Source organism: Lysobacter arseniciresistens ZS79, from assembly GCF_000768335.1.
Lineage (GTDB): Bacteria > Pseudomonadota > Gammaproteobacteria > Xanthomonadales > Xanthomonadaceae > Novilysobacter > Novilysobacter arseniciresistens.
Window position 1 is genome coordinate 115,567 of sequence record NZ_AVPT01000004.1, and the last position, 26,327, is coordinate 141,893.

The 26,327-nt window shown below is 70.3% G+C and carries 18 protein-coding genes; 7 read left to right on the forward strand and 11 right to left on the reverse strand.

Translation table 11 applies throughout. The features are described 5' to 3' along the window. The first annotated feature begins 25 nt into the window (after positions 1-25). From smc to gyrA, 6 genes are all read left to right on the forward strand, one after another. Positions 26-3,529: a chromosome segregation protein SMC gene (gene smc / locus N799_RS03745; protein ID WP_036208075.1), complete on the forward strand. Its 3,504-nt coding sequence runs from the start codon at positions 26-28 to the stop codon at positions 3,527-3,529. 54 nt (positions 3,530-3,583) lie between these two features. Next, positions 3,584-4,330, forward strand: a complete 747-nt coding sequence (gene zipA / locus N799_RS03750) for a cell division protein ZipA (RefSeq protein WP_036208078.1) — start codon at positions 3,584-3,586, stop codon at positions 4,328-4,330. A gap of 233 nt (positions 4,331-4,563) precedes the next feature. Then, on the forward strand, positions 4,564-6,927 hold the full coding sequence (gene ligA, locus N799_RS03755; RefSeq protein ID WP_036208081.1) for an NAD-dependent DNA ligase LigA: 2,364 nt from the start codon (positions 4,564-4,566) through the stop codon (positions 6,925-6,927). A gap of 205 nt (positions 6,928-7,132) precedes the next feature. Further along, a complete protein-coding gene (gene epmA / locus N799_RS03760; RefSeq protein WP_036208084.1) occupies positions 7,133-8,116 on the forward strand; it encodes an EF-P lysine aminoacylase EpmA in 984 nt (327 codons plus the stop codon). Positions 8,117-8,147: 31 nt separating this feature from the next. Then, positions 8,148-9,209, forward strand: a complete 1,062-nt coding sequence (mtnA, locus tag N799_RS03765) for an S-methyl-5-thioribose-1-phosphate isomerase (RefSeq protein WP_036208089.1) — start codon at positions 8,148-8,150, stop codon at positions 9,207-9,209. A gap of 214 nt (positions 9,210-9,423) precedes the next feature. Continuing rightward, entirely contained in the window at positions 9,424-12,066 is a 2,643-nt protein-coding gene (gene gyrA / locus N799_RS03770; RefSeq protein WP_036208279.1) for a DNA gyrase subunit A, read from the forward strand. 67 nt (positions 12,067-12,133) lie between these two features. Here the strand turns inward: gyrA and N799_RS03775 are convergent, their stop codons facing one another. Continuing rightward, entirely contained in the window at positions 12,134-12,613 is a 480-nt protein-coding gene (locus N799_RS03775; protein WP_036208092.1) for a peroxiredoxin, read from the reverse strand. A 175-nt stretch (positions 12,614-12,788) separates the two neighbouring features. On the opposite strand from N799_RS03775, the gene N799_RS03780 reads away from it, so the two are divergent. Continuing rightward, complete coding sequence (locus N799_RS03780; protein ID WP_036208094.1) at positions 12,789-13,697, forward strand: DnaJ C-terminal domain-containing protein; 909 nt, start codon at positions 12,789-12,791, stop codon at positions 13,695-13,697. A gap of 2 nt (positions 13,698-13,699) precedes the next feature. Here N799_RS03780 and N799_RS03785 read toward each other — a convergent pair whose 3' ends face one another. The 10 genes from N799_RS03785 to purB form a co-directional block, all read right to left on the reverse strand. Then, positions 13,700-14,065 (reverse strand): response regulator, encoded by a 366-nt coding sequence (locus tag N799_RS03785; protein ID WP_036208095.1) that lies wholly within the window; start codon positions 14,063-14,065, stop codon positions 13,700-13,702. Between the two features lie 86 nt (positions 14,066-14,151). Continuing rightward, positions 14,152-15,144 (reverse strand): acrylyl-CoA reductase family protein, encoded by a 993-nt coding sequence (locus tag N799_RS03790; protein ID WP_036208097.1) that lies wholly within the window; start codon positions 15,142-15,144, stop codon positions 14,152-14,154. A gap of 66 nt (positions 15,145-15,210) precedes the next feature. Then, positions 15,211-15,804 carry an LOG family protein gene (locus N799_RS03795; RefSeq protein ID WP_036208099.1) on the reverse strand — a complete coding sequence of 198 codons (594 nt, stop codon included), beginning with the start codon at positions 15,802-15,804 and terminating at the stop codon, positions 15,211-15,213. 10 nt (positions 15,805-15,814) lie between these two features. Continuing rightward, positions 15,815-16,912 carry a calcium:cation antiporter gene (locus N799_RS03800; RefSeq protein ID WP_036208101.1) on the reverse strand — a complete coding sequence of 366 codons (1,098 nt, stop codon included), beginning with the start codon at positions 16,910-16,912 and terminating at the stop codon, positions 15,815-15,817. Positions 16,913-16,990: 78 nt separating this feature from the next. Continuing rightward, on the reverse strand, positions 16,991-18,433 hold the full coding sequence (lpdA, locus tag N799_RS03805) for a dihydrolipoyl dehydrogenase (RefSeq protein ID WP_036208103.1): 1,443 nt from the start codon (positions 18,431-18,433) through the stop codon (positions 16,991-16,993). Between the two features lie 62 nt (positions 18,434-18,495). Continuing rightward, on the reverse strand, positions 18,496-19,725 hold the full coding sequence (gene sucB, locus N799_RS03810) for a dihydrolipoyllysine-residue succinyltransferase (RefSeq protein ID WP_036208106.1): 1,230 nt from the start codon (positions 19,723-19,725) through the stop codon (positions 18,496-18,498). 59 nt (positions 19,726-19,784) lie between these two features. Next, the gene (locus N799_RS03815) at positions 19,785-22,607 is read right to left on the reverse strand and encodes a 2-oxoglutarate dehydrogenase E1 component (protein ID WP_036208109.1); all 2,823 of its coding nucleotides are present in this window, start codon (positions 22,605-22,607) and stop codon (positions 19,785-19,787) included. 173 nt (positions 22,608-22,780) lie between these two features. Further along, complete coding sequence (locus N799_RS03820; RefSeq protein ID WP_036208111.1) at positions 22,781-23,683, reverse strand: GNAT family N-acetyltransferase; 903 nt, start codon at positions 23,681-23,683, stop codon at positions 22,781-22,783. Continuing rightward, complete coding sequence (locus N799_RS03825; protein ID WP_036208114.1) at positions 23,680-24,927, reverse strand: cupin domain-containing protein; 1,248 nt, start codon at positions 24,925-24,927, stop codon at positions 23,680-23,682. The genes N799_RS03820 and N799_RS03825 overlap by 4 nt, the downstream gene beginning before the upstream one ends. Before the next feature lies 1 nt (position 24,928). Then, positions 24,929-26,305: an adenylosuccinate lyase gene (gene purB / locus N799_RS03830; RefSeq protein WP_036208117.1), complete on the reverse strand. Its 1,377-nt coding sequence runs from the start codon at positions 26,303-26,305 to the stop codon at positions 24,929-24,931. Positions 26,306-26,327 lie beyond the last annotated feature (22 nt).

The following is a 26,327-nucleotide window of genomic DNA, read 5'->3' on the forward strand; positions in this document are numbered from 1 at the left end:
GGTGCGCCAGAGGCTTCCGCGACGCATGCGTCTGTCCACGATCAAGCTCTCCGGCTTCAAATCCTTCGTCGACCCCACCACGCTGCACCTGCCGACCAACATGACCGGCGTGGTCGGCCCGAACGGTTGCGGCAAGTCCAACATCATCGACGCGGTGCGCTGGGTGATGGGCGAGAGCTCGGCCAGCCGCCTGCGCGGCGATTCGCTGACCGACGTGATCTTCGCCGGCTCCTCGGCGCGCAAGCCGGTGTCGCAGGCGATGGTCGAGCTGGTCTTCGACAACGCCGACCACACCATCACCGGCGAGTACGCCTCGTTCAACGAGATCTCGGTCAAGCGCATCGTCAGCCGCGACGGCGCCAGCCAGTACTACCTCAACGGCGGCAAGTGCCGGCGGCGCGACATCACCGATCTGTTCCTCGGCACCGGCCTGGGCCCGCGCAGCTACTCGATCATCGAGCAGGGCATGATCAGCCAGATCATCGAGGCCCGGCCCGAGGACCTGCGCGTTTACCTGGAGGAGGCCGCCGGCATCTCCAAGTACAAGGAGCGCCGCAAGGAGACCGAAACCCGCATCCGCCACACCCGGGAAAACCTCGATCGACTCAATGACTTGCGAGATGAAGTTGGCAAGCAGCTCGAACACCTGAAGCGGCAGGCCCGGCAGGCCGAGCAGTACCAGGCCATCCAGGCCGACCGCCGGGTCCGCGACGCCGAATGGAAGGCGCTGGAGCACCGCGCGCTGGACCGCAAGCTGCAGGCCCAGCGCGAGAAACTGGCCCAGCAGGAAACCCGCCTGCAGCAGCTGATCGCCGAGCAGCGCGAGGCCGAGCGCGAGATCGAGACCGGCCGCGTGCGCCGCGAGGAAGCCGCCGAGGCGCTCAACCGGGCGCAGGCCGAGAGCTACGAGGTCGGCGGCGCGCTGGCCCGGATCGAACAGCAGATCCAGCACCAGCGCGAGATGTCGAGCCGCCTGCAGAAGGCCCGCGACGAGGCCCAGAGCCAGCTGGCCGAGATCGCCGCGCACATCGGCAGCGACCAGTCGCGGCTGGACGTGCTGAGCGCCGCGATCGAGCAGGACGAGCCGCGGCTGGAGCAGCTGCAGGCCGAGGACGAGGCCCGCCAGGACGCCCTGCGCGAGGCCGAGACCGCGCTGGCCGGCTGGCAGCAGCGCTGGGACGAGCACAGCCGCGCGCAGGCCGAGGCCGCCCGCGCCGCGGATGTCGAGCGCACCCGGATCGAACACCTCGACCGCCAGGCGCTCGACGCGGACCGTCGCCGCGAGGCGCTGACCGCCGAACGCACCGGGCTGGACCTGACCGCGCTGGCCGAGGCATTCGAGAGCCTCACCGAGGAGCACGAGACCCGCAAACTGTCGCTCGACAGCCTCACCGAGGCGCTGGAGACCCGCAAAAGCCACGTCGGCGAGCTGCAGGAGCAGCAGCGCGGCGCCCAGTCCGAACTGGCCGACGTCCGCAAGCAGGCGCAGGCCGCGCGCGGCCGGCTGTCGTCGCTGGAAACCCTGCAGCATGCCGCGCTCGGCCAGGAGCAGGGCGCCGCGCTCGACTGGCTGAAGGCCCGCGGGCTGGATTCGGCCACGCGTGTCGGCGAGACCCTGACGGTCGAGCCGGGCTGGGAGAACGCGGTCGAGGCCGCGCTCGGCCAGCTGATCGAGGGCGTGCTGGTGGAGGCGCCGGAGGCGCTGGTCGACGCGCTGGGCGAGTTCGGCGAGGGCCGCATCGCGCTGGTCGCCAATGACCGCGACGACACCGCGTACCCGGCTACATCGCTCGCGGCGAAGGTGCAGGGCCCGGCCGCGATCCGCCGGCTGCTGGCCCGCCTGCACGCCGCCGAAGACCTGGCCGGCGCCCGCGCGCTGCAACCGAGCCTCGGCGAGGGCGAATCGGTCATCACCCGCAACGGCGAGCGCCTGGGCGCCGGCTGGGTGCGGGTGCTGCGCTCGGGCGCGGCGAAGCAGGGCGCGCTGCTGCGCGAGCGCGAGATCCAGACCCTGCGTGGCGACATCGAAACCCTGCAGGCGCGCGAGCAGGAGCTCGAATCGACCCTGACCCAGCTGCGCGACCGCCTGCTTGCCGCCGAGCAGCAGCGCGAGGACGCCCAGCGCACGCTGTACATGGCCCACCGCAGCGTGTCGGAACTGGCCGGCCAGCTGCAGAGCCAGCAGGGCCGGCTGGATTCGGCGCGCGGCCGGATCGAGAAGATCGAGGCCGAACTGGCGCAGCTGACCGAATCGCTCGACGCCGCCCGCGAGCAGGGCCGCGAGGCCCGCAGCCGGCAGGAAGAAGCCGTCATCCGCATGTCCGAGCTCGAGGACGCCCGCCAGGCGCTCGATGCCGAGCGCCGCCGCCTCACCGAGGCGCGCGACCAGGCCCGCTCGATGGCCCGCGAATCGCGCGACACCGCCCACGCCCTCGCGTTGACGCTGGGCTCGCAGCGCGCCCAGATCGCCTCGCTGACCCAGGCGCTCGACCGCATGGGCGGCCAGCGCGGGCAGCTCGACTCGCGCCTGGGCGACCTCGCCGCCCAGCTGGCCGACGGCGACGCCCCGGTGCTGGAGCTGGAGGAGCAGCGCCAGGTCGCGCTCGAACAGCGCGTCCAGTCCGAACAGAAGCTCACCACCGCCCGCACCGCGCTGGACGGCATCGACAACGACCTGCGCCGCTTCGAGCAGACCCGCCAGCAGCGCGACGAGCAGGCCCTGCAGCAGCGCGAGGCGATCGGCCAGCGCCGGCTCGACCAGCAGGCGCTGGTGCTCAAGGCCGAGACCCTGGTCGAGGCGCTGACCGAGGCCGGCTTCGTGCTGGAGGACGTGGCCAACACCCTGACCGACGAGATGGACGCCGACGCCTGGGGCCGCACCGTCGCCGAACTCGACGCCAAGCTGCGCCGGCTGGAGCCGGTCAACCTGGCCGCGATCGCCGAACACGCCGAGGCCGCCCAGCGTGCCGAGTACCTCGACGCCCAGAACGTCGACCTGACCAGCGCGCTGGAGACGCTGGAGGAGGCGATCCGCAAGATCGACCGCGAGACCCGCGGCCGCTTCAAGGACACCTTCGACCGGGTCAACTCCGGCGTGCAGCAGCTGTACCCGCGCCTGTTCGGCGGCGGCCACGCGTATCTGGAGCTGACCGGCGAGGACCTGCTGGACACCGGCGTTGCGATCATGGCGCGCCCGCCGGGCAAGCGCGTATCCAACATCTCGCTGCTGTCCGGTGGCGAGAAGGCGATGACCGCGGTGGCGCTGGTGTTCGCGATCTTCCAGCTGAACCCGGCGCCGTTCTGCCTGCTCGACGAGGTCGACGCGCCGCTGGACGAGGCCAACGTCGGCCGCCTCGCGTCGATGGTCAGCGAGATGAGCGAGCAGGTACAGTTCCTGTTCGTGACCCACAACAAGGCGACCATGGAAGTGGCGCAGCAGTTGTCGGGCGTGACCATGCGCGAGCCGGGCGTGAGCCGCCTGGTATCGGTCGACCTGGCCGAGGCGACCCGCCTCGCCGGCGCCGCGTGACCGGCCGCGTCGCCGGTGCGACGTGCCGTAAAACCAGACTGAAGGAGTAGCCCAGTGTCCGACGTGACCCTGCTGCGGATCGGCATCCTGATTGCAGGCCTGATCCTGATCGCCGCCATCGTGTTCTTCGGCCGGCCGCGCAAGCCCGGACAGGGCCGCCGCGTGCCGCGCGAGGGGAAGGGCGAGGACACCCGGGTCGAGCCGACGCTCGGCGAGCAGTTGGAAGGCGAGCTCGGCGCCGACGGGCGCACGCCGGCCGACGCCACCACCCAGGCCGAGCTGGAGCTGTTCGAGCGCACGCTGGAGGCGCCGGGCACGGCCGCTGAACTGGGCAAACGCGTCAGCGACGAGTTCGACAAGATCGTCACCATCTACCTGGCCGCCCGCGCCGGCGAAAAGCTGCACGGCCCCGACATCGTCGTCGCCGCCGAGAAGGCCGGGCTGGTCTACGGCCACATGGGCGTGTTCCACCGCCTGGTCGAGCACCACCCCGAGCGCGGCCCGGTGTTCAGCGTCGCCAACATCATGAAGCCGGGCAGCTTCGACATGGCCGACATCCAGTCGCTGGAGACCCCGGCGATCGCGTTCTTCCTGACCCTGCCGGCGCCGGGCCCGGCGCTGGATGCGTGGGAGAAGATGCTGCCGACCGCCGAGCGCATGGCCGAGTTGCTCAACGGCCTGGTGCTCGACGAGCAGCGCAACTCGCTTGGCCGCCAGCGCATCGGCCAGATCCGCGAGGAACTGCGTGCCTACGACCGCCAGCGCGAAGCGCCGCCGCTGACCAAGCCGTCGCGGTGGTGATCCCGGTGTCGTGGCTGTCTGCGAGCACCACCGGCGTTCGAGGCTTCACGTAGGAGCGACGTCAGTCGCGACCCACTGACCCGTGGTTGGCTGCGGTCAACGTGATGTCCTGATCGCGCGACCGGCCAACGCGTTGCCCGCCGTGCTCCGGTCGCCAGTGGGTCGCGACTGACGTCGCTCCTACGGCCATGCCACCCCCTACGAGCGCCGGACCCAGACAAATCGAGCGATCCATGATCCCCAACCCTGCCGCCCGAATCAGCGAACTGCGTCGCCAGCTCGACGACGCCAACCACCGCTACCACGTGCTCGACGACCCCGCGATCCCGGACGTCGAATACGACCGCCTGCTGCGCGAACTCGACGAGCTCGAAGCCGCGCACCCGGAGCTGGTGACGCCCGACTCCCCGACCCAGCGCGTCGGCGCCGCGCCGTCGGGCGCGTTCGCCACGGTCCGCCACGCGATCCCGATGCTGTCGCTCGGCAACGCCTTCAGCGACGAGGAGGTCGCCGACTTCGTCCGCCGCATCGAGCAGAGGCTCGGCGACGACGCGCTGGTGTTCTCGGCCGAGCCCAAGCTCGACGGCCTCGCGATCAGCCTGCGCTACGAGCACGGCCGCTTCGTCCGCGGCGCGACCCGCGGCGATGGCGCCACCGGCGAGGACGTCACCGCCAACCTGCGCACCGTCCGCGCGATCCCGCTGCAGCTGCGCGGCGCTGGCTGGCCGGAGGTGCTCGAGGTGCGCGGCGAGGTCTACATGCCGCTGGCCGCGTTCCGCGCCTACAACGAGCACGCGCTGGCCGAGGGCGGCAAGGTGCTGGCCAACCCGCGCAACGGCGCCGCCGGCTCGCTGCGCCAGCTCGACCCGCGCATGACCGCGCAGCGCCCGCTGGCGTTCTACGCCTACGCCGTTGGCGCGGTCGAGGGCGGCACGCTGCCGGAAAGCCACTCCGAAACCCTGCGCCGCCTGCGCGACTGGGGCCTGCCGGTCAGTGCCGAGAGCGCCGTGGTGCAGGGCATCGACGGCCTGCTCGGCTACTACCGCCGCATCGGCGAGCGCCGCGACGCGCTGCCGTTCGACATCGACGGCGTGGTCTACAAGCTCGACGACTACGACGCGCAGGCGGAGATGGGTTTCGTCTCCCGCGCGCCGCGCTGGGCCATCGCGCACAAGTTCCCGGCGCAGGAACAGACCACCGTGGTCGAGTCGATCGAGGTCAACGTTGGCCGTACCGGCGCGGTCACGCCTTGGGTGCTGATGCAGCCGGTCCACGTCGGCGGCGTTACCGTCACCCGCGCGACGCTGCACAACGCCGACCAGGTCGCCCGGCTCGACGTGCGCGTCGGCGACACCGTGGTGGTACGCCGCGCCGGCGACGTGATCCCGGAGGTGGTGCGGGTGCTGCCGGACCAGCGCCCCCCCGGCGCGCCCGAGTGGCGGATGCCGACGGAATGCCCGGTATGCGGCTCGGAGATCGTGCGCGAGGAGGGCGCGGTGGTCTGGCGGTGTTCCGGCGAGTTGACCTGCGCGTCGCAGCGCAAGGAGGCGGTCGGCCACTTCGCCTCGCGCCGGGCGATGGACATCGAGGGCCTGGGCGAGCGCTTCATTGCCGCGCTGTCGGACCTCGGCTACGTGCGGTCGGTGGCGGACCTCTACAAGCTGACCCTCGACGACCTGCTGGAGATGAAGCAGCGCGCCGACGAGCGCGACGGCACCACGCCGGAGACGGTCAAGGTCGGCAAGGTCGCCACCCGCTGGGCCGAGAACCTGATCGAGGCGATCGACCGCAGCCGCCAGACCACGCTGGAGCGCTTCCTGTACGCGCTCGGCATCCAGCACGTCGGCGAGAGCACGGCCAAGGCGCTGGCGGCGTGGTTCGGCGACCTCGAACTGATCCGCCGGCTGCCGTGGCCGCTGTTCAAGCGCGTGCCGGACATCGGTGGCGAGGTCGCGCGGGCGATCGGCCACTTCCTCGACCAGCCCGGCAACCAGCGGGTAATCGACGACCTGCTCGCGCGCGGCGTGACGATCACCGATACCCATCCGCCGTCGCCGAAGCTGCGCGAGAGCCTCGGGCTGGCGCAACTGCTGGTCGACCTGGAGATCCCGAAGGTCACGCCGATCCGCGCCGAGCAGCTGGCGGCGGCGTTCCCCCCGGTGGCCGGCGCGCCCGACGCGACCGCCGGCCTCCGCGCCGCGCAGCAGCACAACCTGGTCACCGCCGGGCTGCCCGCCGACACCGCGGCGGCGTTCGCCGGCTGGCTGGAGGACGGTGCGAACGCCGCGCTGCTGGCCGCGTCGGGAGCTGCGCTGGCGCGGCTCGATGCGATCGTGCCGGCGGCGGATACCATGCCGGCCGGGCCGCTCGACGGCCAGACCGTCGTGCTGACCGGCACGCTGTCCGCCATGACCCGCGACGAAGCGAAGGACCGGCTGGAGGCGCTCGGCGCGAAGACCGCCGGCAGCGTGTCGAAGAAGACCAGCTTCGTCGTCGCCGGCGAGGCCGCCGGCTCCAAGCTGGCCAAGGCCGAGCAGCTGGGCATCGAAGTGTGGGACGAAGCACGGCTGCTGGCGTTCCTGGCGGAGCACGCGTGAGCACGCGCGTCCTCCCCTGTAGGAGCGACGTAAGTCGCGACCTGTACATCGTCTCCGGCGGGCGCGCGAATCCCGCACGCGACGGATCAGCCCGGAGAAAATTCGCGAGTTCGGGTCTGACGCCGGACCCCGGAACCCTGCCCGTTCGCGACTCACGTCGCTCCTACAGGCGGGCGGACGCCTGCCGGGTGCCGGACTGCTCCGCATGACCACCGACGACTGGCGTCCCACCGCCACCTTCGACGCCCTGCGCCTGCGCGCCGCGCTCAACACCGCGATCCGCGATTTCTTCGCCCGACGCGGCGTGGTCGAGGTCGAGACGCCGGTGTTCTCCGCCGCGGGCAACACCGAGCCGAACATCGCGCCGTTCGCGCTGGAGTTCAGTGGCCGCACCGACGGCGGCCCGCGCACGCGCTGGCTGCGGACCTCACCGGAATACGCGCTCAAACGCCTGCTCGCGGCCGGCTTCGGCGACTGCTACGAGCTTGGCCGGGTGTTCCGCGACGGCGAGGCCGGCGGCCGCCACAACCCCGAGTTCACCATGCTCGAGTGGTACCGCGTCGGCTGGGACCACCGCCGTCTGGCCGTCGAGACCGCCGAGCTGGTCAACGCCGCACTGGCGCTGGTCGGTCGCGAGGCGCCGCTGGTCGAGACCACCTACCGCGGGCTCTACCGCGACCGCCTCGGCATCGACCCGATGACCGCCAGTGACGACGAATTGCGCGCCGCGCTCGGCGAGGTGACCGTCGACCCGGCCGGGCTGATCCGCGACGACTGGCTCGACCTGCTGATGACGCACCGGCTGCAGCCCGGGTTCCCCGGCGACCGCATGCTCGCCATCCACGACTGGCCGGCGACCCAGTGCGCACTGGCCCGCCTGCGCCGCGGCGACGACGGCATCGCGGTGGCCGAACGCTTCGAGCTCTACCTCGGCCCGCTCGAGCTGGCCAACGGCTACCACGAGCTGACCGACGCGGCGGAGCAGGGCGCCCGTTTCGAGCGCGACGCCGCGGTGCGCACGGGCCGCGGCGACGTGGTTCCGCCGGTCGACCGGCACCTGCTTGACGCACTCGCCGCGGGCCTGCCGGACTGCGCCGGCGTCGCCCTCGGCGTCGACCGGCTGATGATGGCGATGCTCGGCACCGGTCGGATCGCAGACGTGCTGGCCTTCGACTTCTTCCGTGCGTGAGGCGATCACACCCACCCGCTAGAATCACCGCATGAACGACACCGCCTTCGACTTCGACCGCTACGACCGCATCCGCCCGATCCGCTGGACCGGCGACGCGCTGGAACTGCTCGACCAGCGCAAGCTGCCGTTCGAGGTCGGGTACGTGCGCTGCGACAGCAGCGAAGCCGTCGCCGATGCGATCCGCGCGCTGACCGTGCGTGGCGCACCGGCGATCGGCATCGCCGCGGCGTGGGGGCTGGTGCTCGCGGCCCGCAGTGTCGACGCGGCCGACGGCGCCGAAGCCGCCGCGAAGCTTCAGCCGGCGATCGACCACCTCAACGCCGCACGTCCGACCGCGGTCAACCTCGCGTGGGCGCTGGCCCGCATGCGCCGGGTGCTCGTGTCCGCCGGCAGCGACTGGCGCGATGTCATCGAGGCCGAAGCGCGCGCGATCGCCGACGAGGACCTCGCCGCCAACCGCCGCATGGGGGCGCTCGGCGCCGCGCTGATCGAGCCCGGCAGCAACGTGCTGACCCATTGCAACACCGGCTCGCTGGCCACCGCCGGCTTCGGCACCGCGCTCGGCGTGATCCGCGCCGGCGTGGCCCAGGGCCGCATCGACGAAGTGTTCGCCGGCGAGACCCGGCCATGGCTGCAGGGCGCGCGCTTGACCGTCTGGGAGCTGCAGCAGGACGGTATCGCGCCGACCCTGATCGCCGATGCCGCCGCCTCGCACCTGATGAAGTCGGGCAGGGTGCAATGGGTGGTGGTCGGCGCCGACCGCATCTGCGCCAACGGCGACGTCGCCAACAAGATCGGCACCTACCAGCTCGCCATCGCCGCGCGCCACCACGGGGTGAAGTTCATGGTCGCCGCGCCGTCGTCGACGGTCGACATGGATACGCCCTCCGGCGAGCTGATCCACATCGAGGAGCGCGACCCCGGCGAGCTGTTCGGCATCGGTGGCAACCGCACCGCGGCGGACGGCGTCGGTGCGTGGAACCCGGTGTTCGACGTCACCCCGCACGATCTGGTCGACGCGATCGTGACCGAGCGTGGCGTGATCGAAAACCCCGATGCGGGGGCGATGCGCGAGGCGTTCGGCGGCTGATCGCGGGCGTTTTCCGCCGCACCTGCGTGGCGGGGGCGAAAACCGCGCCTAAGTTGTTGTTTATGCGCGGGAAACGGGGTGTCTCGAACCCCCGATCCGTGCTATCATTTCACGTCTTTTTCATCTGCCCGGAAATCGCCCCGGAATGCTGCTGCAATGCGGCTTCCAGGGCGGTTCCCGGAGCAACTTCGACCTTGCCCAAGACGGAAACCCGATGGCCGAATCCGCCAAGGAAATCATCCCGGTAAACCTCGAAGACGAGATGCGCCGCAGCTACCTCGATTACGCCATGAGCGTGATCGTCGGCCGTGCGCTTCCGGACGTCCGTGACGGCCTCAAGCCGGTCCACCGCCGCGTGCTGTACGCGATGAACGAGCTCGGCGCGCACGCCAACAAGCCGTACTACAAGTCCGCGCGCATCGTCGGTGACGTCATCGGTAAGTACCACCCGCACGGCGACCAGTCGGTGTACGACACCCTGGTGCGCATGGCGCAGCCGTTCTCGCTGCGCTACATGCTGGTGGACGGGCAGGGCAACTTCGGTTCGGTCGACGGCGATTCCGCGGCGGCGATGCGCTACACCGAGGCGCGCATGTCTCGGCTCACCCATGAGCTGATGGCCGATATCGACAAGGAAACGGTCGACTTCCAGCCCAACTACGACGAGAAGGAACTCGAGCCGTCGGTGATGCCGACGCGCGTGCCCAACCTGCTGGTCAACGGTTCGGCCGGCATCGCGGTCGGCATGGCCACCAACATCCCGCCGCACAACCTGTCGGAAGTGGTCGACGCGACCGTCGCGCTGATCAACGATCCGGAGATCGGCATCGACGGCCTGATGGAGTACATCCCGGGCCCCGATTTCCCGACCGCCGGCATCATCAACGGCACCTCCGGCATCGTCAGCGCCTACCACACCGGCCGCGGCCGGGTGCGCATGCGCGCCAAGGCCGACGTGGAGGTCGCCGACAACGGCCGCGAGTCGATCATCGTCACCGAGATCCCCTACCAGGTGAACAAGGCGCGGCTGATCGAGAAGATCGCCGAGCTGGTCAAGGAAAAGAAGATCGAGGGCATCAGCGAGTTGCGCGACGAGTCCGACAAGGACGGCATGCGCATCTACATCGAGGTCAAGCGCGGCGAATCCGCGGAGGTCGTGCTCAACAACCTCTACCAGCAGACCCAGATGGAGTCGGTGTTCGGCATCAACATGGTGGCGCTGGTCGACGGCCGGCCGCAGCTGCTGAACCTCAAGCAGGTGCTGGAGGCGTTCGTCCGCCACCGCCGCGAGGTGGTCACCCGCCGCACCATCTTCGAGCTGCGCAAGGCCCGCCAGCGTGCGCACATCCTCGAAGGCCTGACGGTCGCGCTGGCCAACATCGACGAGATGATCGAGCTGATCAAGACGTCGGCCAACCCCAACGAGGCGCGCGAACGCATGCTCGCCCGGACCTGGGAGCCGGGGCTGGTCGGCGCGCTGCTCGGCGCCGCCGGTGCCGAGGCCTCGCGCCCGGAGGACCTGCCGCGCGGCGTCGGCCTGGTCGATGGCGGCTACCAGCTGACCGAGAACCAGGCCCAGCAGATCCTCGAGATGCGCCTGCACCGCCTGACCGGGCTGGAGCAGGAAAAGCTGACCGAGGAGTACAAGCAGCTGCTCGACACGATCCGCGGCCTGATCGAGATCCTCGAGGACCCGAACGTGCTGCTCGACGTGATCCGCACCGAGCTGGAGAACGTCAAGGCCGAGTTCGGCGACGCGCGCCGCAGCGAGATCCGCGAGAGCGAGGAAGACCTCGACATCCTCGACCTGATCGCGCCGGAAGACGTGGTCGTGACCCTGTCGCATTCGGGCTACGCCAAGCGCCAGCCGGCCAGCAGCTACCGCGCGCAGAAGCGCGGCGGCCGCGGCCGCAACGCGGCGTCCACCAAGGACGAGGACTTCATCGCGCAGCTGTGGCTGGTCAACACCCATGACACGCTGCTGACCTTCACCAGCGCCGGCCGCGTGTTCTGGCTGCCGGTGCACCAGTTGCCCGACGCCGGCCCGAACGCCCGCGGCCGGCCGATCATCAACTGGATCCCGCTGGAGGAAGGCGAACAGGTTCAGGCGGTGCTGCCGGTGCGCGAATACCGCGAGGACTGCTTCGTGTTCTTCGCCACCCGCAACGGCACCGTCAAGAAGACCCCGCTGCCGGAGTACGCCTACCGCCTGCAGCGCGGCAAGATCGCGATCAACCTCGACGAGGGCGATGCGCTGGTCAACGTCGAACTGTCCGACGGCACCCGCGACATCATGCTGTTCGCCAGCAACGGCAAGGCGGTGCGCTTCGCCGGCGAGCAGGTGCGCCCGATGGGCCGTACCGCGCGCGGCGTGCGCGGCATGCGGCTGGCCGAGGGCGAGCACGTGGTCAGCCTGGTCGTGCTGGACGGCGACGGCGACATCCTCACCGCCAGCGAGCGCGGCTACGGCAAGCGCACGCCGGAGGCCGAGTATCCGCGCAAGGGGCGTGGTACCCAGGGTGTGATGGCGATCAAGACCAGCGAGCGCAACGGCAAGCTGGTCGGCGCGATCCAGCTGACCGAGCACCACGACGTGTTGCTGATCTCCGACGGCGGCACGCTGGTGCGCACGCCGGCGGCGGCGATCTCGCAGGTCAGCCGCAACACCCAGGGCGTCACCCTGATGCGGCTGGCGAAGGACGAGACGCTGCAGGCGATCGAGCGGCTGGACGCGTCGCTGGAAGGCGACGACGAGGACTCCGACGAGGCCGAAACCGCCATCGGCGATGCTGCCGTCCCGGTCGACGCGCCGGCGGAAGCTCCGGCGGATTCGCCCGCCGCCGACCCGGCTTCCTGACGGACGCCGGTGCCACGAAAAACGCCGCCTCCCGGGGCGGCGTTCTTCGTTGGGCCCGGGCCGGCCGTCAGCCGATCTGTTCGAGCATGTGTTCGGCCGAAGACACGCGGTACTCGCCCGGCGCCTCGACGCACAGGTTGCGGACCACGCCATCCTCCGCGTAAAGCGCGAATCGCTTGGCCCGCGTGCCCATGCCGTAGGCGCTCGCGTCGAGCTCCAGCCCCAGCGCCCGGGTGAAGTCGGCGTTGCCGTCGGCCAGCATCATCATCCCGTCCGGCACGTTCTGGCTTTCGCCCCAGGCCTGCATCACGAACGGATCGTTGACCGAGATGCAGGCGACCTCGATGCCCTTGTCGCGGAACTGCCCGAAGTGCGCCACGTAGCTGGGCAGGTGCTTCTCCGAGCAGGTCGGGGTGAACGCGCCGGGCACGGCGAAGATGACGACCTTGCTGTGGTCGAACAGGGCGCTGGTGTCGACGGTTTCGACGCCGTCGCGGATACGCTGCAGGGTGACTTCGGGGAGGTGGTCGCCGACCTTGATGCTCATGGGGTTCTCCTTGAGGGAAGGCGCAGTGTAGGCGCGAACGCTTGAAGCCGGTGTCGGCGCGACGCGCCGGGGGGACGCGCTTGCCCTTGCGCCGGCCCCGTCGATGCATACCCTGTGTCGACGGCCGCTGTGCCTTGCTGGTGCGGTGCGCGCCAGCCGATGACCGGAGCGACAGATGCAGTTCAAGGATTACTACGACATCCTCGGGCTTGAGCCCAGCGCAGGCGAGGCCGAGATCAAGACCGCCTACCGGCGGCTTGCGCGCAAGTTCCACCCCGACGTCAGCAAGGAGGCCGACGCCGAGGAGCGGTTCAAGGCGATCAACGAGGCCTACGAGGCACTGCGCGACCCGCAGAAGCGCGCCGCCTACGACCAGCTGCGTGCCCGCGGCTACCGGCCGGGCGACGACGTCCAGCCGCCGCCGGGTGGCTTCGGCGGCGCCCCGGGCGGCGTCGATTTCGAGGAGATCTTTGCCGGCGGCGGCGCCGGTGGTGGTTTCAGCGACTTCTTCGAAAGCCTGTTCGGCCGCGGGCGCGGCGGCCCCGGGGTGCAGCCCGGTTTTGGCGGTGCGCCCGGCGGGCGGCCGCGCGCCGATACCCGCGCCAAGCTCGCGGTGCCGCTGGAGACCGTCTATTCCGGTGACAGCGTGCGGATCGGGATCAACGGCAAGACCCTCGACGTGCGCGTCCCCAAGGGTATCCGCGAGGGCCAGGCGATCCGGCTGGGCGGGCAGGGCGGCAACGGCGGCGACCTGCTGCTGGAGGTCGAGTACGCCGCGCATCCGCAGTTCGAGGTCGACGGCCGCAACATCATCCACGTGCTGCCGGTGGCGCCGTGGGAGGCCGCGCTGGGCGCCAGCATCAGCGTGCCGACGCTGGGCGGGGCGGTGGAACTGAAGATCCCGCCGCGCTCGGAGGCCGGGCGCAAGCTGCGCCTGCGTGGCCGCGGCCTGCCGGGCAAGCCGGTCGACGGCGACCAGATCGTGGAGCTGGAAGTTCTGGCGCCGACCCCGGCCAGCGGTGAACAGACCGCCGCCTACGAAGCCCTGCGCGATGCGTTCGGCGGCGACTGGCGCCGCGCCTGAGTTCAGCCCGGCAGCAGCTGGCCGATGACCTCGGCCAGCTCGTCCTCGTTGAACGGCTTGGTGATGTAGGCCTTCGCGCCCTGGCGCATGCCCCACACGCGGTCGGTGTCCTGGTCCTTGGTGGTCACCAGCACGACCGGGATGTGGCGGGTGCTATCGTCACGGCAGATCGAGCGGGTCGCCTGGAAGCCGTTGAGGTTCGGCATCACCACGTCCATCAGGACCAGATCGGGCAACTCGCGCTTGGCGGCCTCGACGCCGGCGGCGCCGTCCTCGGCGGTCATGGCTTCATGGCCCAGCTTTTCGACGATGCGGCGAATGCCCATCAGCTGCGACGGCGAGTCGTCGACGATCAGAATGCGCGCCATGTGGTTTCCCCGGTTGAACGGGGCGATTGTAGCGAGGCGCGCCGCCGCCGCAAACGGCCGGCCCGGATCGCGGGCCGCGGCGGGGACTACAGCCGGACCACCGTCCGGCCCAGCGAGCCGCCCCTAAGCATCGTCGCAAACACGTCCGGCAGCTCCTGCAGGGTCGCCTCGCGGGTGCAGATGCGGTCCAGGTGTCGCGGCTTCCAGTCGCTCGCGAGGTGCTGCCAGACTGCTTCACGGACGTCGCGCGCGGTGCCGGCAGAGGCGACGCCCAGCAGCGAGACGCCACGGATGATGAAGGGCATGACGGTGGCGTCCAGCGCCGGCGAGGCGGCCAGCCCGGCGCTGGCGACGTTGCCGTAGGGAGCGGTCTGCGCCAGCAGGCTGGTCAGCATCGGCCCGCCGACGTTGTCCAGCCCGCCGCCGAAGCGGGCCGACTCCATCGGACGGGTGGTGGCCAGCGCGTCGCGGCCGAGCACCTCGCTGGCGCCGATCGACTTCAGGTAGTCGTGCTGTTCGGCCTTGCCACTGATCGCGTGCACCTCGTAGCCGGCGCGGCTGAAGATGTCGAGCGCGAGTGAACCGACGCCGCCTGTCGCGCCGGTCACCGCCAGCGGGCCGAGCTCGGGTGTCTGCCGGTTCTCGCGCATCCGGAACAGCGCCAGTGCCGCGGTGAAACCGGCGGTGCCGATCACCATGCTCTCGCGCAGGTCGAGGCCGGGCGGTAGCGGGATCGCCCAGCGTGCCTCCAGCCGGGCGTACTCGCTGTAGCCGCCGTCGCGGGTCTCGCTCAGGCCGGAACCGGTGGCCACCACGGCGTCGCCTTCGCGGAACGCCGGGTCGGCCGAGGCCACCACGTGGCCGGCGACGTCGATCCCGCCGACGAGCGGGAAGCGCCGCAGGATCTTGCCTTCGCCGGTACCCGCCAGCGCGTCCTTGAAGTTGACCGACGACCACGCGGTCCGGATCACGATCTCGCCGGCGGCGAGGTCGTCGATGGACACCGGCTCGATGCCGCTGCGATAGCCGGTGTCGTCGTTGTGGATGCGGAAAGCGTTGAAACGGGCGGGGATCGACATGTCGCGGGCACCGTCATGGGGGACCGTCATTGTGCGACAAACGCGCGGGTGCCTGTCCCGCGGCGGTCAGCGCAGCTCGCCGCGGCGTTTCCCGTCGAGCCACTTGTCGGCGCGGGCGGGGCGGTAGGCGCGCATCCAGCCGAGCATCGCGTCGATGTCGTCGCCGTGCCACAGGTCGCGGCGCTGGTCGGGGTGCAGGAAGCGCTCGGCCACCATCGTCTCCATCATCGCCACCAGCGGCGCGAAGAAGCCTTCGACGTCGAGGAACGCGCACGGCTTGTCGCCGATCCCGAGCTGGCGCCAGGTCAGCATCTCGAACATCTCGTCCAGGGTGCCGAAGCCGCCGGGCAGGGCGATGAAACCGTCCGACAGGTCGAACATGCGCGCCTTGCGCTCGTGCATGTTGGCGACGACCTCGAGCCGGGTCAGCCCGGTGTGCGCGACCTCCCAGCCGACCAGCTGCTCGGGGATGACGCCGATGACCTCGCCGCCGGCCGCCAGCGCGGCATCGGCGACCACGCCCATCAGCCCGACGTTGCCGCCGCCGTAGACCACCGCGACGTCTTCGCGGGCCAGCCGGGCACCGAGGGCGGCGGCGCGCTCCGCGTAGACCGGGCGGGCGCCGGTGTTTGAACCGCAATAGACGCAGACGGTACGCACGCTGGCCTCCTCAGGGCACGAAACTCAGGAACAGGTAGGCCGCGAACATCACGATGTGGACCAGCCCCAGCAGGATGTTTGTGCGGCCGGTGCGCAGCGACAGCGACGCGACGAACAGGGTCGTGACCAGCAGCATCGTCGACTTGTCGTCGAGGCCGAGCGCGAGCGGCCAGCCCATCAGCAGCGACAGCACCGCCACGGTGGGCACGGTCAGCCCGATACTGGCGATGGCCGAGCCGATCGCGAGGTTGAGGCTGGTTTGCAGGCGGTTGTGGATCGCCGCCCGCACTGCTGCCACGCCCTCCGGCAGCAGCACGATGCCGGCGATCAGGATGCCGAGCGTGGCCGCCGGCGCACCCAGCACGTCCAGCAGGTACTCGATCGACGGCGAGATGCCCTTGGCGCTCAGCACCACCGCGACCAGCGCGACCAGCAGCATCCCCAGGCTGGCCAGCGCCTCGCGGGTGGTCGGCGGCTCGGCGTGCTCGCCCGGGTCGTCCCCGTCCTCCTCGTCGGCGGGAAGGAAGTAGTCGCGGTGACGCACCGTCTGGATGAAGGTGAAGCCGCCGAACAGTACCAGCGTCGCGACCGCGATGAAGACCAGTTGGCTGGAGGTGTACGTCGGGCCCGAGGCGCTGGTGGCGTAGTTGGGCAACACCAGGGTGAAGATCACGATCACCGTCAGCGTCGCCAGCCCCGAGCTGACGCCCTTCAGGCCGAAGCCCTGCTCGTGGTGGCGCCGGCCGCCGGCCAGCAGGCTCACGCCGATGATGCCGTTGAGGATGATCATCACCGCGGCGAAGACGGTGTCGCGGGCGAGCGCGCTGGTGGCCTCGCCGCCGGAAAGCATCATCGAGACGATCAGTGCGACTTCGATGACGGTGACCGCCAGCGCCAGCACGATGGTGCCGAACGGCTCGCCGATGCGGTGGGCGATGACCTCGGCGTGGTGGACGGAGGCGATGACACTGCCGCCGAGCCCGAGGACCAGCAGCGGCACCAGGCCTGGGAGACCCGGCGCCAGCCAGGACAGCAACAGGATCAGGACGCTGGCAAGCGGGACCGCCAGTGTCCAGAGGGGGGTGTGGTCGATTGCGTGTTTCGTCATGCAGTGGCTGCTCCGGTGCGCGTCAAGGCACGACGCACCGGGGCAGCCGCATGATCCCAACGCAGTCTGTGTTTACGGTCAGTTGGCCTTGTGGATGGCGCGCTTGCTGACCGCCATGGCCGCGTCGTGGATCGCCTCCGACAGGGTCGGGTGGGCGTGGCAGATGCGGGCGAGGTCGTCGGCCGAGCCGTTGAACTCCATCGTCAGCACGCCTTCGTGGACCAGTTCGGAAACGCCGACGCCGACCAGGTGCATGCCGAGCACGCGGTCGGTTTCCTCGTGCGCGATCACCTTGACGAAGCCCGCGGGCTCGCCCATCGCGACCGCGCGGCCGATTGCCGCGAACGGGAAGCTGCCGGTCTTGTACGGGGTGCCTTCGTCCTTGAGCTGCTGCTCGGTCTTGCCGACCCAGGCGATTTCCGGCTCGGTGTAGATCACCCACGGGATGGTGTCCAGGTTGACGTGGCCCGGCAGGCCGGCGATCAACTCGGCGACCGCGATGCCTTCCTCGAAGCCCTTGTGCGCCAGCATCGGGCCGCGCACGCAGTCGCCGATCGCCCAGACGCCGTCGACACCGGTGTGGCAGTGCTCGTCGACCTCGATCCGGCCGCGGTCGTCAAGCTTGACACCGGTGCCATCGGCCAGCAGGTTCTTGCTGGCTGCGCGACGGCCCACGGCGACCAGCAGCTTGTCGACCACGATCGACTGCTCGCCCTTGCCGTCGGTGTAGGTCAGGTGGACTTCCTTCGACTTGCCCTTGCCCTTCACTTCGGCCTTGCTGACCTTCGCGCCGAGCCTGATGTCCAGACCCTGCTTCTTGAACTCGCGCGCCGCGGTCTTGGCGACCTCGGCATCGGCCGCGGCGAGGAAGTCGGGCAGGGCTTCGAGGATGGTGACTTCGGCGCCGAGGCGCTTCCACACACTGCCCAGCTCCAGGCCGATCACGCCGGCGCCGATCACGCCCAGGCGCTTGGGCACCGACTCGAAGTCCAGCGCGCCGGCATTGTCGACGATGGCCTCGCCGTCGAACTTCGCGAACGGCAGTTCGATCGAGTCCGAACCGGCGGCGATGATGACGTTGGTGCCCTTGAGCTCGACTTCCGAGCCGTCGTGCTGCCTGACCTTGACCACGTTGCCCTTGTGCAGGGTGCCGAAGCCATAGAACGCGCTGACCTTGTTCGCCTTGAACAGCATCGCGATGCCGCCGGTGAACTGCTTCACGATCTTGTCCTTGCGGCCGACCATCTGTCCGACGTCCATCTGCGCATCCTTGAAGCTGATGCCGTGGTCGCCGAACAGGTGGCCCATGTTCCAGAACTGGCGCGAGGAGTCGAGCAGCGCCTTGGACGGAATGCAGCCCACGCGCAGGCAGGTGCCGCCGAGGGCCGGCTTGCCGTCCTTGCCGAGCGCGGCGTCGATGCACGCGGTCTTCAGGCCCAGCTGGGCGGCGCGGATCGCCGCGTGGTAGCCGGCCGGGCCGGCACCGATCACGACGACGTCGAAGTTCTGCTGTTCGCTCATTTCAATGATCCTTGTGGCTCGTTGCGTAAAGCCCCGCGCAGGGCGGGGCTTTGGGCGGGCAATTACATGCCCAGCAGCATGCGGTGCGGGTTCTCGAGCTGGTTCTTGATGTCGACCAGGAACAGCACCGCGTCCTTGCCGTCGATGATGCGGTGGTCGTAGCTCAGCGCGATGTACATCATCGGCGCGGCGACGACCTGGCCGTTCTCGACGATCGCGCGCTCCTTGATGGCGTGCATGCCGAGGATCGCCGACTGCGGCGGGTTGATGATCGGCGTGGAGAACAGCGAACCGAAGGTGCCGCCGTTGGTGATGGTGAAGGTGCCGCCCTGCAGGTCCTCGAGCTTGAGGCCGCCCTCGCGCGCCGCCCGGGCGTAGCCGTCGATGGCCTGCTCGACCTCGGCAAAGCCCATCGACTCGGCGTTGCGCAGCACCGGCGTGACCAGGCCCTTGTCGGTCGACACCGCGATCGAGATGTCGGCGTAGCCGTGGTAGATGATGTCGTTGCCGTCGACCGAGGCGTTGACCAGCGGGTAGCGCTTCAGCGCGTTGGCGGCGGCCTTGACGAAGAAGCTCATGAAGCCGAGCTTGATGCCGTAGGCCTTCTGGAAGGCCTCGCCCTGCGCCTTGCGCATGTCCATGACGGCCTTCATGTTGACCTCGTTGGAGGAGGTCAGCATCGCGGTCGAGTTCTTCGACTGCATCAGGCGCTCGGCGATGCGGGCGCGCATGCGGGTCATCGGCACGCGCTCCTCGGCGCGGTTGCCGCTGGCCTTGCCGACGCCTGCGTTCCTGGCGTAGTTCAGCAGGTCTTCCTTGGTGACCGCGCCGCGGCGGCCGGTGCCTTCGACCTGCGACGGGTCGATGCCCTCCTTCGCGGCGGTGAAGCGCGCGCCCGGCGGCAGGTCGTTGCCGGCGGCCGGCTTCGAGGCCGGCTTGGCGGCTTCGGCCTTGGCCTGCACCGGCTTGGCTTCGGCGGTGGCGGCGGCGTCGTTCTTGGCGTCGGCGCTGGCGTCGGCCTTGGCCTTGGCACCGTCGGTGTTGCCGCCGGCCGCGCCTTCCTCGACCAGCGCGAGCACCTGGTCGCTGGTCACGGTCGCGCCGCTGTCGAACTTGATCTCCTTGAGCACGCCGTCGACCGGCGACGGGACTTCCAGCACGACCTTGTCGGTCTCGAGGTCGACCAGGTTCTCGTCGCGCTTGACCGCGTCGCCGGGCTTCTTGTGCCACGTGGCGATGGTGGCGTCGGAGACGGACTCGGGCAGGACCGGAACTTTGATCTCGGTGCTCATGGGGCGGGCATCCTGGATTGCGTGTTAAAGGGAAAGTCGAAGGGTGGAGGGCAGGGCGATCAGTCGGGCGAGTTCTCGCCCTGCGGCGGGTTGACCAGTGCGTCGGCGACGAGCTTGGTCTGCTCGGCCACGTGGTCGGCGAAGTGGCCGGCGGCCGGCGACGGCGAACGCGCGCGTCCGGCGTAGTGCAGCGACTGGCCCTTGGCGAGGCAGGCGGTCAGGTGGTGGCGGATCTGGTACCACGCGCCCTGGTTCTGCGGCTCTTCCTGGCACCAGACCACGTCGGCGGCCTTGCCGAAACGCTTGAGCTCGGCGGCCAGCTCCTCGCGCGGGAACGGGTACAGCTGCTCCACGCGGACGATGGCGGCGTCCTCGGCGCCGCGCTTGGCGGCGTCCTCGACCAGGTCGTAGTAGACCTTGCCGGAGCACAACACCACGCGCTTGACCTTCTTCGCGTCGGCATTGGCGTCTGGGATGAGCTTCTGGAAGCTGCCGGTGGCCAGTTCGTCCAGCGTCGACACCGCCAGCTTGTGGCGCAGCAGCGACTTGGGCGTCATCACCACCAGCGGCTTGCGGGTCGGCATGCGCATCTGGCGGCGGATCATGTGGTACGCCTGCGCCGGGGTGGTCGGCACGCAGACCATCATGTTGTCGAGCGCGCACAGCTGGAGGAAGCGCTCCAGCCGCGCCGAGCTGTGCTCGGGGCCCTGGCCTTCGTAGCCGTGCGGCAGGAACAGCGCCAGGCCGCACAGCCGGCCCCACTTGGCCTCGCCCGACGACAGGAACTGGTCGATCACGACCTGGGCGCCGTTGGCGAAGTCGCCGAACTGGGCTTCCCAGATGTCCAGCGTCATCGGGTCGGCGGTGGAGTAGCCGTACTCGAACGCCATCACCGCCTCCTCGCTGAGCAGCGAGTCGATGATGGTCAGGTCGGTCGGGTTCTTGACCAGCTGGCGCAGCGGCAGGTGGTAATCGTCCGTCGCCTGGTCGTGCAGGATCGCGTGGCGGTGGAAGAAGGTGCCGCGGCCGCTGTCCTGGCCGACCAGGCGCAGCTTGTAGCCCTCGCTCAGCAGGGTCGCGTAGGCGAGGTTCTCGGCGAAGCCCCAGTCGCCGGACTGCTCGCCGGCGGCCATTTTGCGGCGGTCGTCGTAGATCTTGGCGACGCGGGCGTGCAGCCTGACCTCGTCCGGGATGTTGTTGATCGCGGTGGCGAGGCCGTCCAGCGCGGCGCGGTCGAAGGTGGTGTCGACCGGATCGGACAGCTTGCCGGTCAGGTACTTCGACCAGTCGATGGTGAACTCGTCGTCGCGGCTGTCGGCCAGGTCGGTGGTGACCACGCCCTGGTCGAGCTTGTCACGGTAGGCGTCGACGACGGCCTTGGCGTCGTCGTCCGACAGGGTGCCCTCGGCGACGAGTTGCTGCGCGTAGAGGTCGCGCGGCGTCTTGTGCTTGCGGATCACCTGGTACATCAGCGGCTGGGTCGCGGCCGGCTCGTCGGCCTCGTTGTGGCCGTGGCGGCGGTAGCAGACCAGGTCGATGACCACGTCCTTGCCGAACTCGTTGCGGAAGTCCAGCGCCAGCTCGGCGCAGAACACCACGGCTTCCGGGTCGTCGCCGTTCACGTGCAGCACGGGCGCGCCGACCATCTTGGCGACGTCGGTGCAGTACAGCGTGGAGCGGGCGTCCTGGCGCTCGGAGGTGGTGAAGCCGACCTGGTTGTTGATGACGATGTGCACGGTGCCGCCGACGGCGAAGCCGCGCGCCTGCGACATCTGCAGCAGCTCCATCACCACGCCCTGGCCGGCGAACGCGGCGTCGCCGTGCATCAGCACCGGCAGCACCTGGCCGCGGCCCTTGTCACCACGGCGGGTCTGGCGCGAACGCACCGAGCCGGCGACCACCGGGTCGACGATCTCCAGGTGCGACGGGTTGAACGCCAGCGCCAGGTGGACCGGGCCACCCGGGGTGGCGACGTCGGCCGAGAAACCCATGTGGTACTTGACGTCGCCGGTGTGGGCGAGGTCGGCGTGGACGTGCTCGAACTTGCCCTCGAACTCGTCGAACAGCTGCCGCGGCGGCTTGCCGAGGGTGTTGACCAGCACGTTGAGGCGGCCGCGGTGGGCCATGCCGATGACGACGTCCTTGATGCCCTGCTCGCCGGCGCGGCGGATGGTGGTGTCCATCAGCGGGATCAGCGCGTCGCCGCCTTCCAGCGAGAAGCGCTTCTGGCCGACGTACTTGGTGCCGAGGTAGCGCTCCAGGCCCTCGGCCGCAGTCAGGCGCTCGAGGATGCGCTTCTTCTGGTCGACGCTGCGGCCGTAGTTGCCGCCGGCCTTCTCCAGCCGCTCGTAGATCCAGCGACGCTGGCCGGCGTCGGTGATGTGCATGAACTCCGCGCCGATCGAGCCGGTGTAGGTCGCCTTGAGGCGGGCGAGCAGGTCGCCGAGCTTCATGCGCTCGTGGCCGGCGACGCCGCCGGTGCTGAATTCGGCGCCGAGGTCGTTGCCGGACAGGCCGTGGAAGCCCAGGTCCAGGTCCGGTGCGTCGGGGTTCTCCAGCAGGCCCAGCGGGTCGAGGTTGGCGCCCAGGTGGCCGCGCGAACGGTACGCGGTGATCAGCTTGCCGACGGCGCGTTCGCGGGCGTCGCCGCCGCCGGTCGCAACCGTCGTGGTGCCGCGCTTGCCGGCGTCGGCCATCGCGTGGATGACGGCCGAATGCGGGACGTCACCGGCCTCGTGGCCCTTGAACGTGTCGAAATACGCCTGCCATTTCGGACCCACGCTCTCGGGCGCGACCAGATACTGCTCATACAGGTCTTCGATATAGGCGGCGTTGGCGCCGAGCTGCGAAGACTGGGAGAACTGCTTCAGGAGACTGTCCACAATGGCAACGGAATACTCGAGTGGGAGAGGCGGGGATCGCCCGATCGCGTCGCTGGACCGCTATTCAGGCGCTCAGAATCCCGAATTATAGCCCCCACCGACAGGGTTCCGGCCAGTGAAAAACGGGCGGAACGGACTGTTGCCGTTTTCTGTGAAGGCGGGTTTGGTGGGGTTCAGATCTGCAGGGCACGGAACTCGGTGCAGGGGCGGGCGCGCTCCCAGACCGGGTCGAAGGCGTACCGCAGTTGCCGGGTGCGCGCGGGCGCGTCGAGCCGTGTTTCGCCGTCGAAGCGATGGCCGAGCGGCCGGAAGTAGAACCCGCCGGCGTCGTTGCCCAGATAGGCCGACGGGTAGGCGCGGTCGGCCGGTTCCTCGATCGCGCGGAACGCGAACGCGCTGGACAGGCGCTGGCCGAGGTTGATCAACGGCGCCAGCGCGCGGCGTGGTTCGGCCGGGTCCTGAAGCAGGATCCGGATGTCCGCGCCGGCGACGGCCAGCCGGCGCAGCGCGGCCACGACCTCGGGGACGTCGAGCAGGCCGGGGTCGAGCTCGCGGCTGTAGATGTCCAGCCGCCGCCGGGCCCCCGCGACCACCCCGAGGGTGGCGGCGATGGCGGCCTCGCGGCTGTCCACCGGGTTGGGCGCGTCGACCAGCAGCCGCATCGACTGGTGCGCGATGCCGGCCTCCATGAAGCGCTCGCCGAATGGCAGGAAGCCGTGGCGGGCGTAGAAGCCGATCGCCGCGACCTGCGCGTGCAGGGACAGCTCGCGCCAGCCCAGTCCGCGCGCCTGCGCGACCAGCGCCCGCAGCAGGGCGTCGCCGACGCCGCGCCCGCGCCAGTCGGCGAGCACCGCCATGCGGCCGATGGTGTGGCGCGGGGTCAGGCGGCCGGTGCCGATCGGGTGGCCGCCGTCGTCGCGGGCGATGACGTGGTGGCACAGCGGGTCCAGCTCGTCCCATTCGAGCGCCAGCGGCACGCCCTGTTCCTGCACGAACACGGTCTCGCGCACCTGGCGCAGGGCGGGCAGGCCGTCCTCGTAGCCGATCGGCTGGACGGTGAAGCCCGGCGTGTTCATTCGTCGTCCTGCCTGAGGTCGAGGTGGTAGTGGCCTTCGCGCATCAGCTCGAACACGCGGTCGCGCCCGGCTTCCGACAGGCTGGCGTAGAGCGGGCCGTCGAGCACCGCGTTGTCGGCGATTCGGGCGGCGTCGCGGGCGGGCAGCGCGTGTCCCGCGCCGTTGACATAGAGCCGGGCGCCGCGTTTTGCCTTGCGCCACGCCATCCGCGAGAACGGGTGGCGGTGCAGGCGCGCGCCCTGTTGCAGGTCCCATTCGACCTCGATCCGCGACCGCGCATCCTCGCCCGGCATCACCTGGCCGCCGCTGCGATAGACCGTGATGAAGCGGCCGAACCAGTCGCCCAGCCGCTCCGGGTCGTTCATGCGCAGCAGGTTGAGCGCCTCGACCACGCGTTCCATGGCGTCGGCGTCGATCTCGCCCGGGCTCTTCGGCGGCGCCAGCCCCGGGTCGCGGTAACGCAGCGCGTCGTCGGCATCGGCGGCGAGGGTGTCGACGAAGTCGCCCAGCAACTCGGCCGCCGACGGCGCGCGCATGCCGACCGAGAAGGTCAGGCAGGCATCGACCGCGACCCCGTGGTGCGGCACGCCCGGCGGCAGGTAGAGCATGTCGCCGGGGCCGAGCACCCAGTCATGGGTCGGGTTGAAACGCTGCAGCAGCCGCAGTTCGACGTCGTCGCGGAAGTCCAGCGGCGGCGCCGTCCGGCCCATCGCCTCGCTGGCGTCGATCTGCCAGCGGCGCTGGCCCTGGGCCTGCAGCAGGAACACGTCGTACTGGTCGACGTGGGCGCCGACCGAGCCGCCCGGTGCGGCGAACGACACCATGACGTCGTCGATGCGCCAGCGCGGCAGGAAGCCGAAGTGCGCGAGCAGGGCGGCGACGTCCGCGTCCCACTTGTCCACGTCCTGGACCAGCAGGGTCCAGTCATGGTCGGGCATCTCCGGGAACATCTCCTCGGGGAACGGGCCGTGGCGCAGCATCCAGCGGTCGTGTGCGGCGTCGTGGGCGACGAGGCGTGACAGCGCGGCCTCCTCGCAGGCCAGCCCGGCGAGGTCCTCCGGCTGGATCGGCGACACGAAGCCAGGGAAGGCGTTGCGGACCAGCAGCGGGCGCTTCTGCCAGTAGTCGCGCAGGAACTCCGCCGGCGGCATGCCCAGCGGCGGCAGGCGGGCGGCGTCGACCTCGAAGGCCGGGCCGGACGTGGTACGCGCCTTCGGCGGCGCCCGCCGCGTGCGCGTGGCCATGTCAGACCTCGCGGGCCAGCTGTTCGGCGCGGCCGGTGTAGCTGCCCGGGGTCATCTCCAGCAGGCGCTGCTTGGCGTCGGCGGGCAGGTCGAGGCCGTTGATGAACCCGCGCATCGAGGTTTCGTTGATGCCCTGGCCACGGGTCAGCGCCTTGAGCTGCTCGTACGGGTTCGGCAGGCCGTGGCGGCGCATCACCGTCTGCACCGCCTCGGCCAGCACCTCCCACGAGGCGTCGAGGTCGGCGGCCAGTCGCTCCGGGTTGGCCGACAGCTTGCCGAGCCCGCGCAGCAGCGCGTCGAAGCCGATCAGCGCGTGGCCGAAGGCGGTGCCGAGCGCACGCAGCACGGTCGAGTCGGTCAGGTCGCGCTGCCAGCGGCTGACCGGAAGCTTGGCGGCGAAATGCTCGAACAGCGCGTTGGCGATGCCGAAGTTGCCCTCGGCGTTCTCGAAGTCGATCGGGTTGACCTTGTGCGGCATGGTCGAGCTGCCGACTTCGCCGGCCTTCACCGCCTGCTTGAAGTAGCCCAGCGAGATGTAGCCCCAGACGTCGCGGCACAGGTCGATGCAGACGGTGTCGATGCGGCGCTGGGCGTCGCAGGTCTCGGCGATGCCGTCGTGCGGCTCGATCTGGGTGGTGTAGGGCTGCCAGTCGAGCCCCAGCGAGGTCACGAAGCGCTGCGCGAAACCGTGCCAGTCGAAATCCGGGTACGCCGCCAGGTGGGCGTTGTAGTTGCCGACCGCGCCGTTGATCTTGCCCGGCATCGGCGCCGCGGCGAGGGTTTCGCGCTGGCGGCGCAGGCGCGCGACGACGTTGGCCAGCTCCTTGCCGACGGTGGTCGGCGAGGCGGTCTGGCCATGGGTGCGCGACAGCATCGGCAGCGCGGCGTGGTCGTGCGCCATCGCGCGCAGCCTGTCGACCAGCTCGTCGAGCTTCGGCAGCAGCACCGCCCGGCGCGCCTCGGCAAGCATCAGCGAATAGGACAGGTTGTTGATGTCCTCGGAGGTGCAGGCGAAGTGGACGAACTCCAGCGCCGGACCCAGCTCGGCGTCGTCCTTCAGCCGCTCCTTGATCAGGTACTCGACCGCCTTGACGTCGTGGTTGGTGGTGCGCTCGATCTCCTTGACCCGGGCTGCGTCGGCGACGCTCAGGTCGTCGGCGAGGGCGCGCAGGCGCGCGACGGCGGCATCCGAGAACGGCTGGAGCTCGGCGATCGCCGGCTCGGCCGCCAGTGCCAGCAGCCACTCGACCTCGACCTTCACCCGCGCCCTGATCAGCCCGTACTCCGAGAAGATCGGGCGCAGCGCGTCGACCTTGCCGGCGTAGCGGCCGTCAAGCGGGGAAAGGGCGGTGAGCTGGGTTTCGACGTTGGCGGGCATGGGGCGCGGCGCGGTGGTGGAC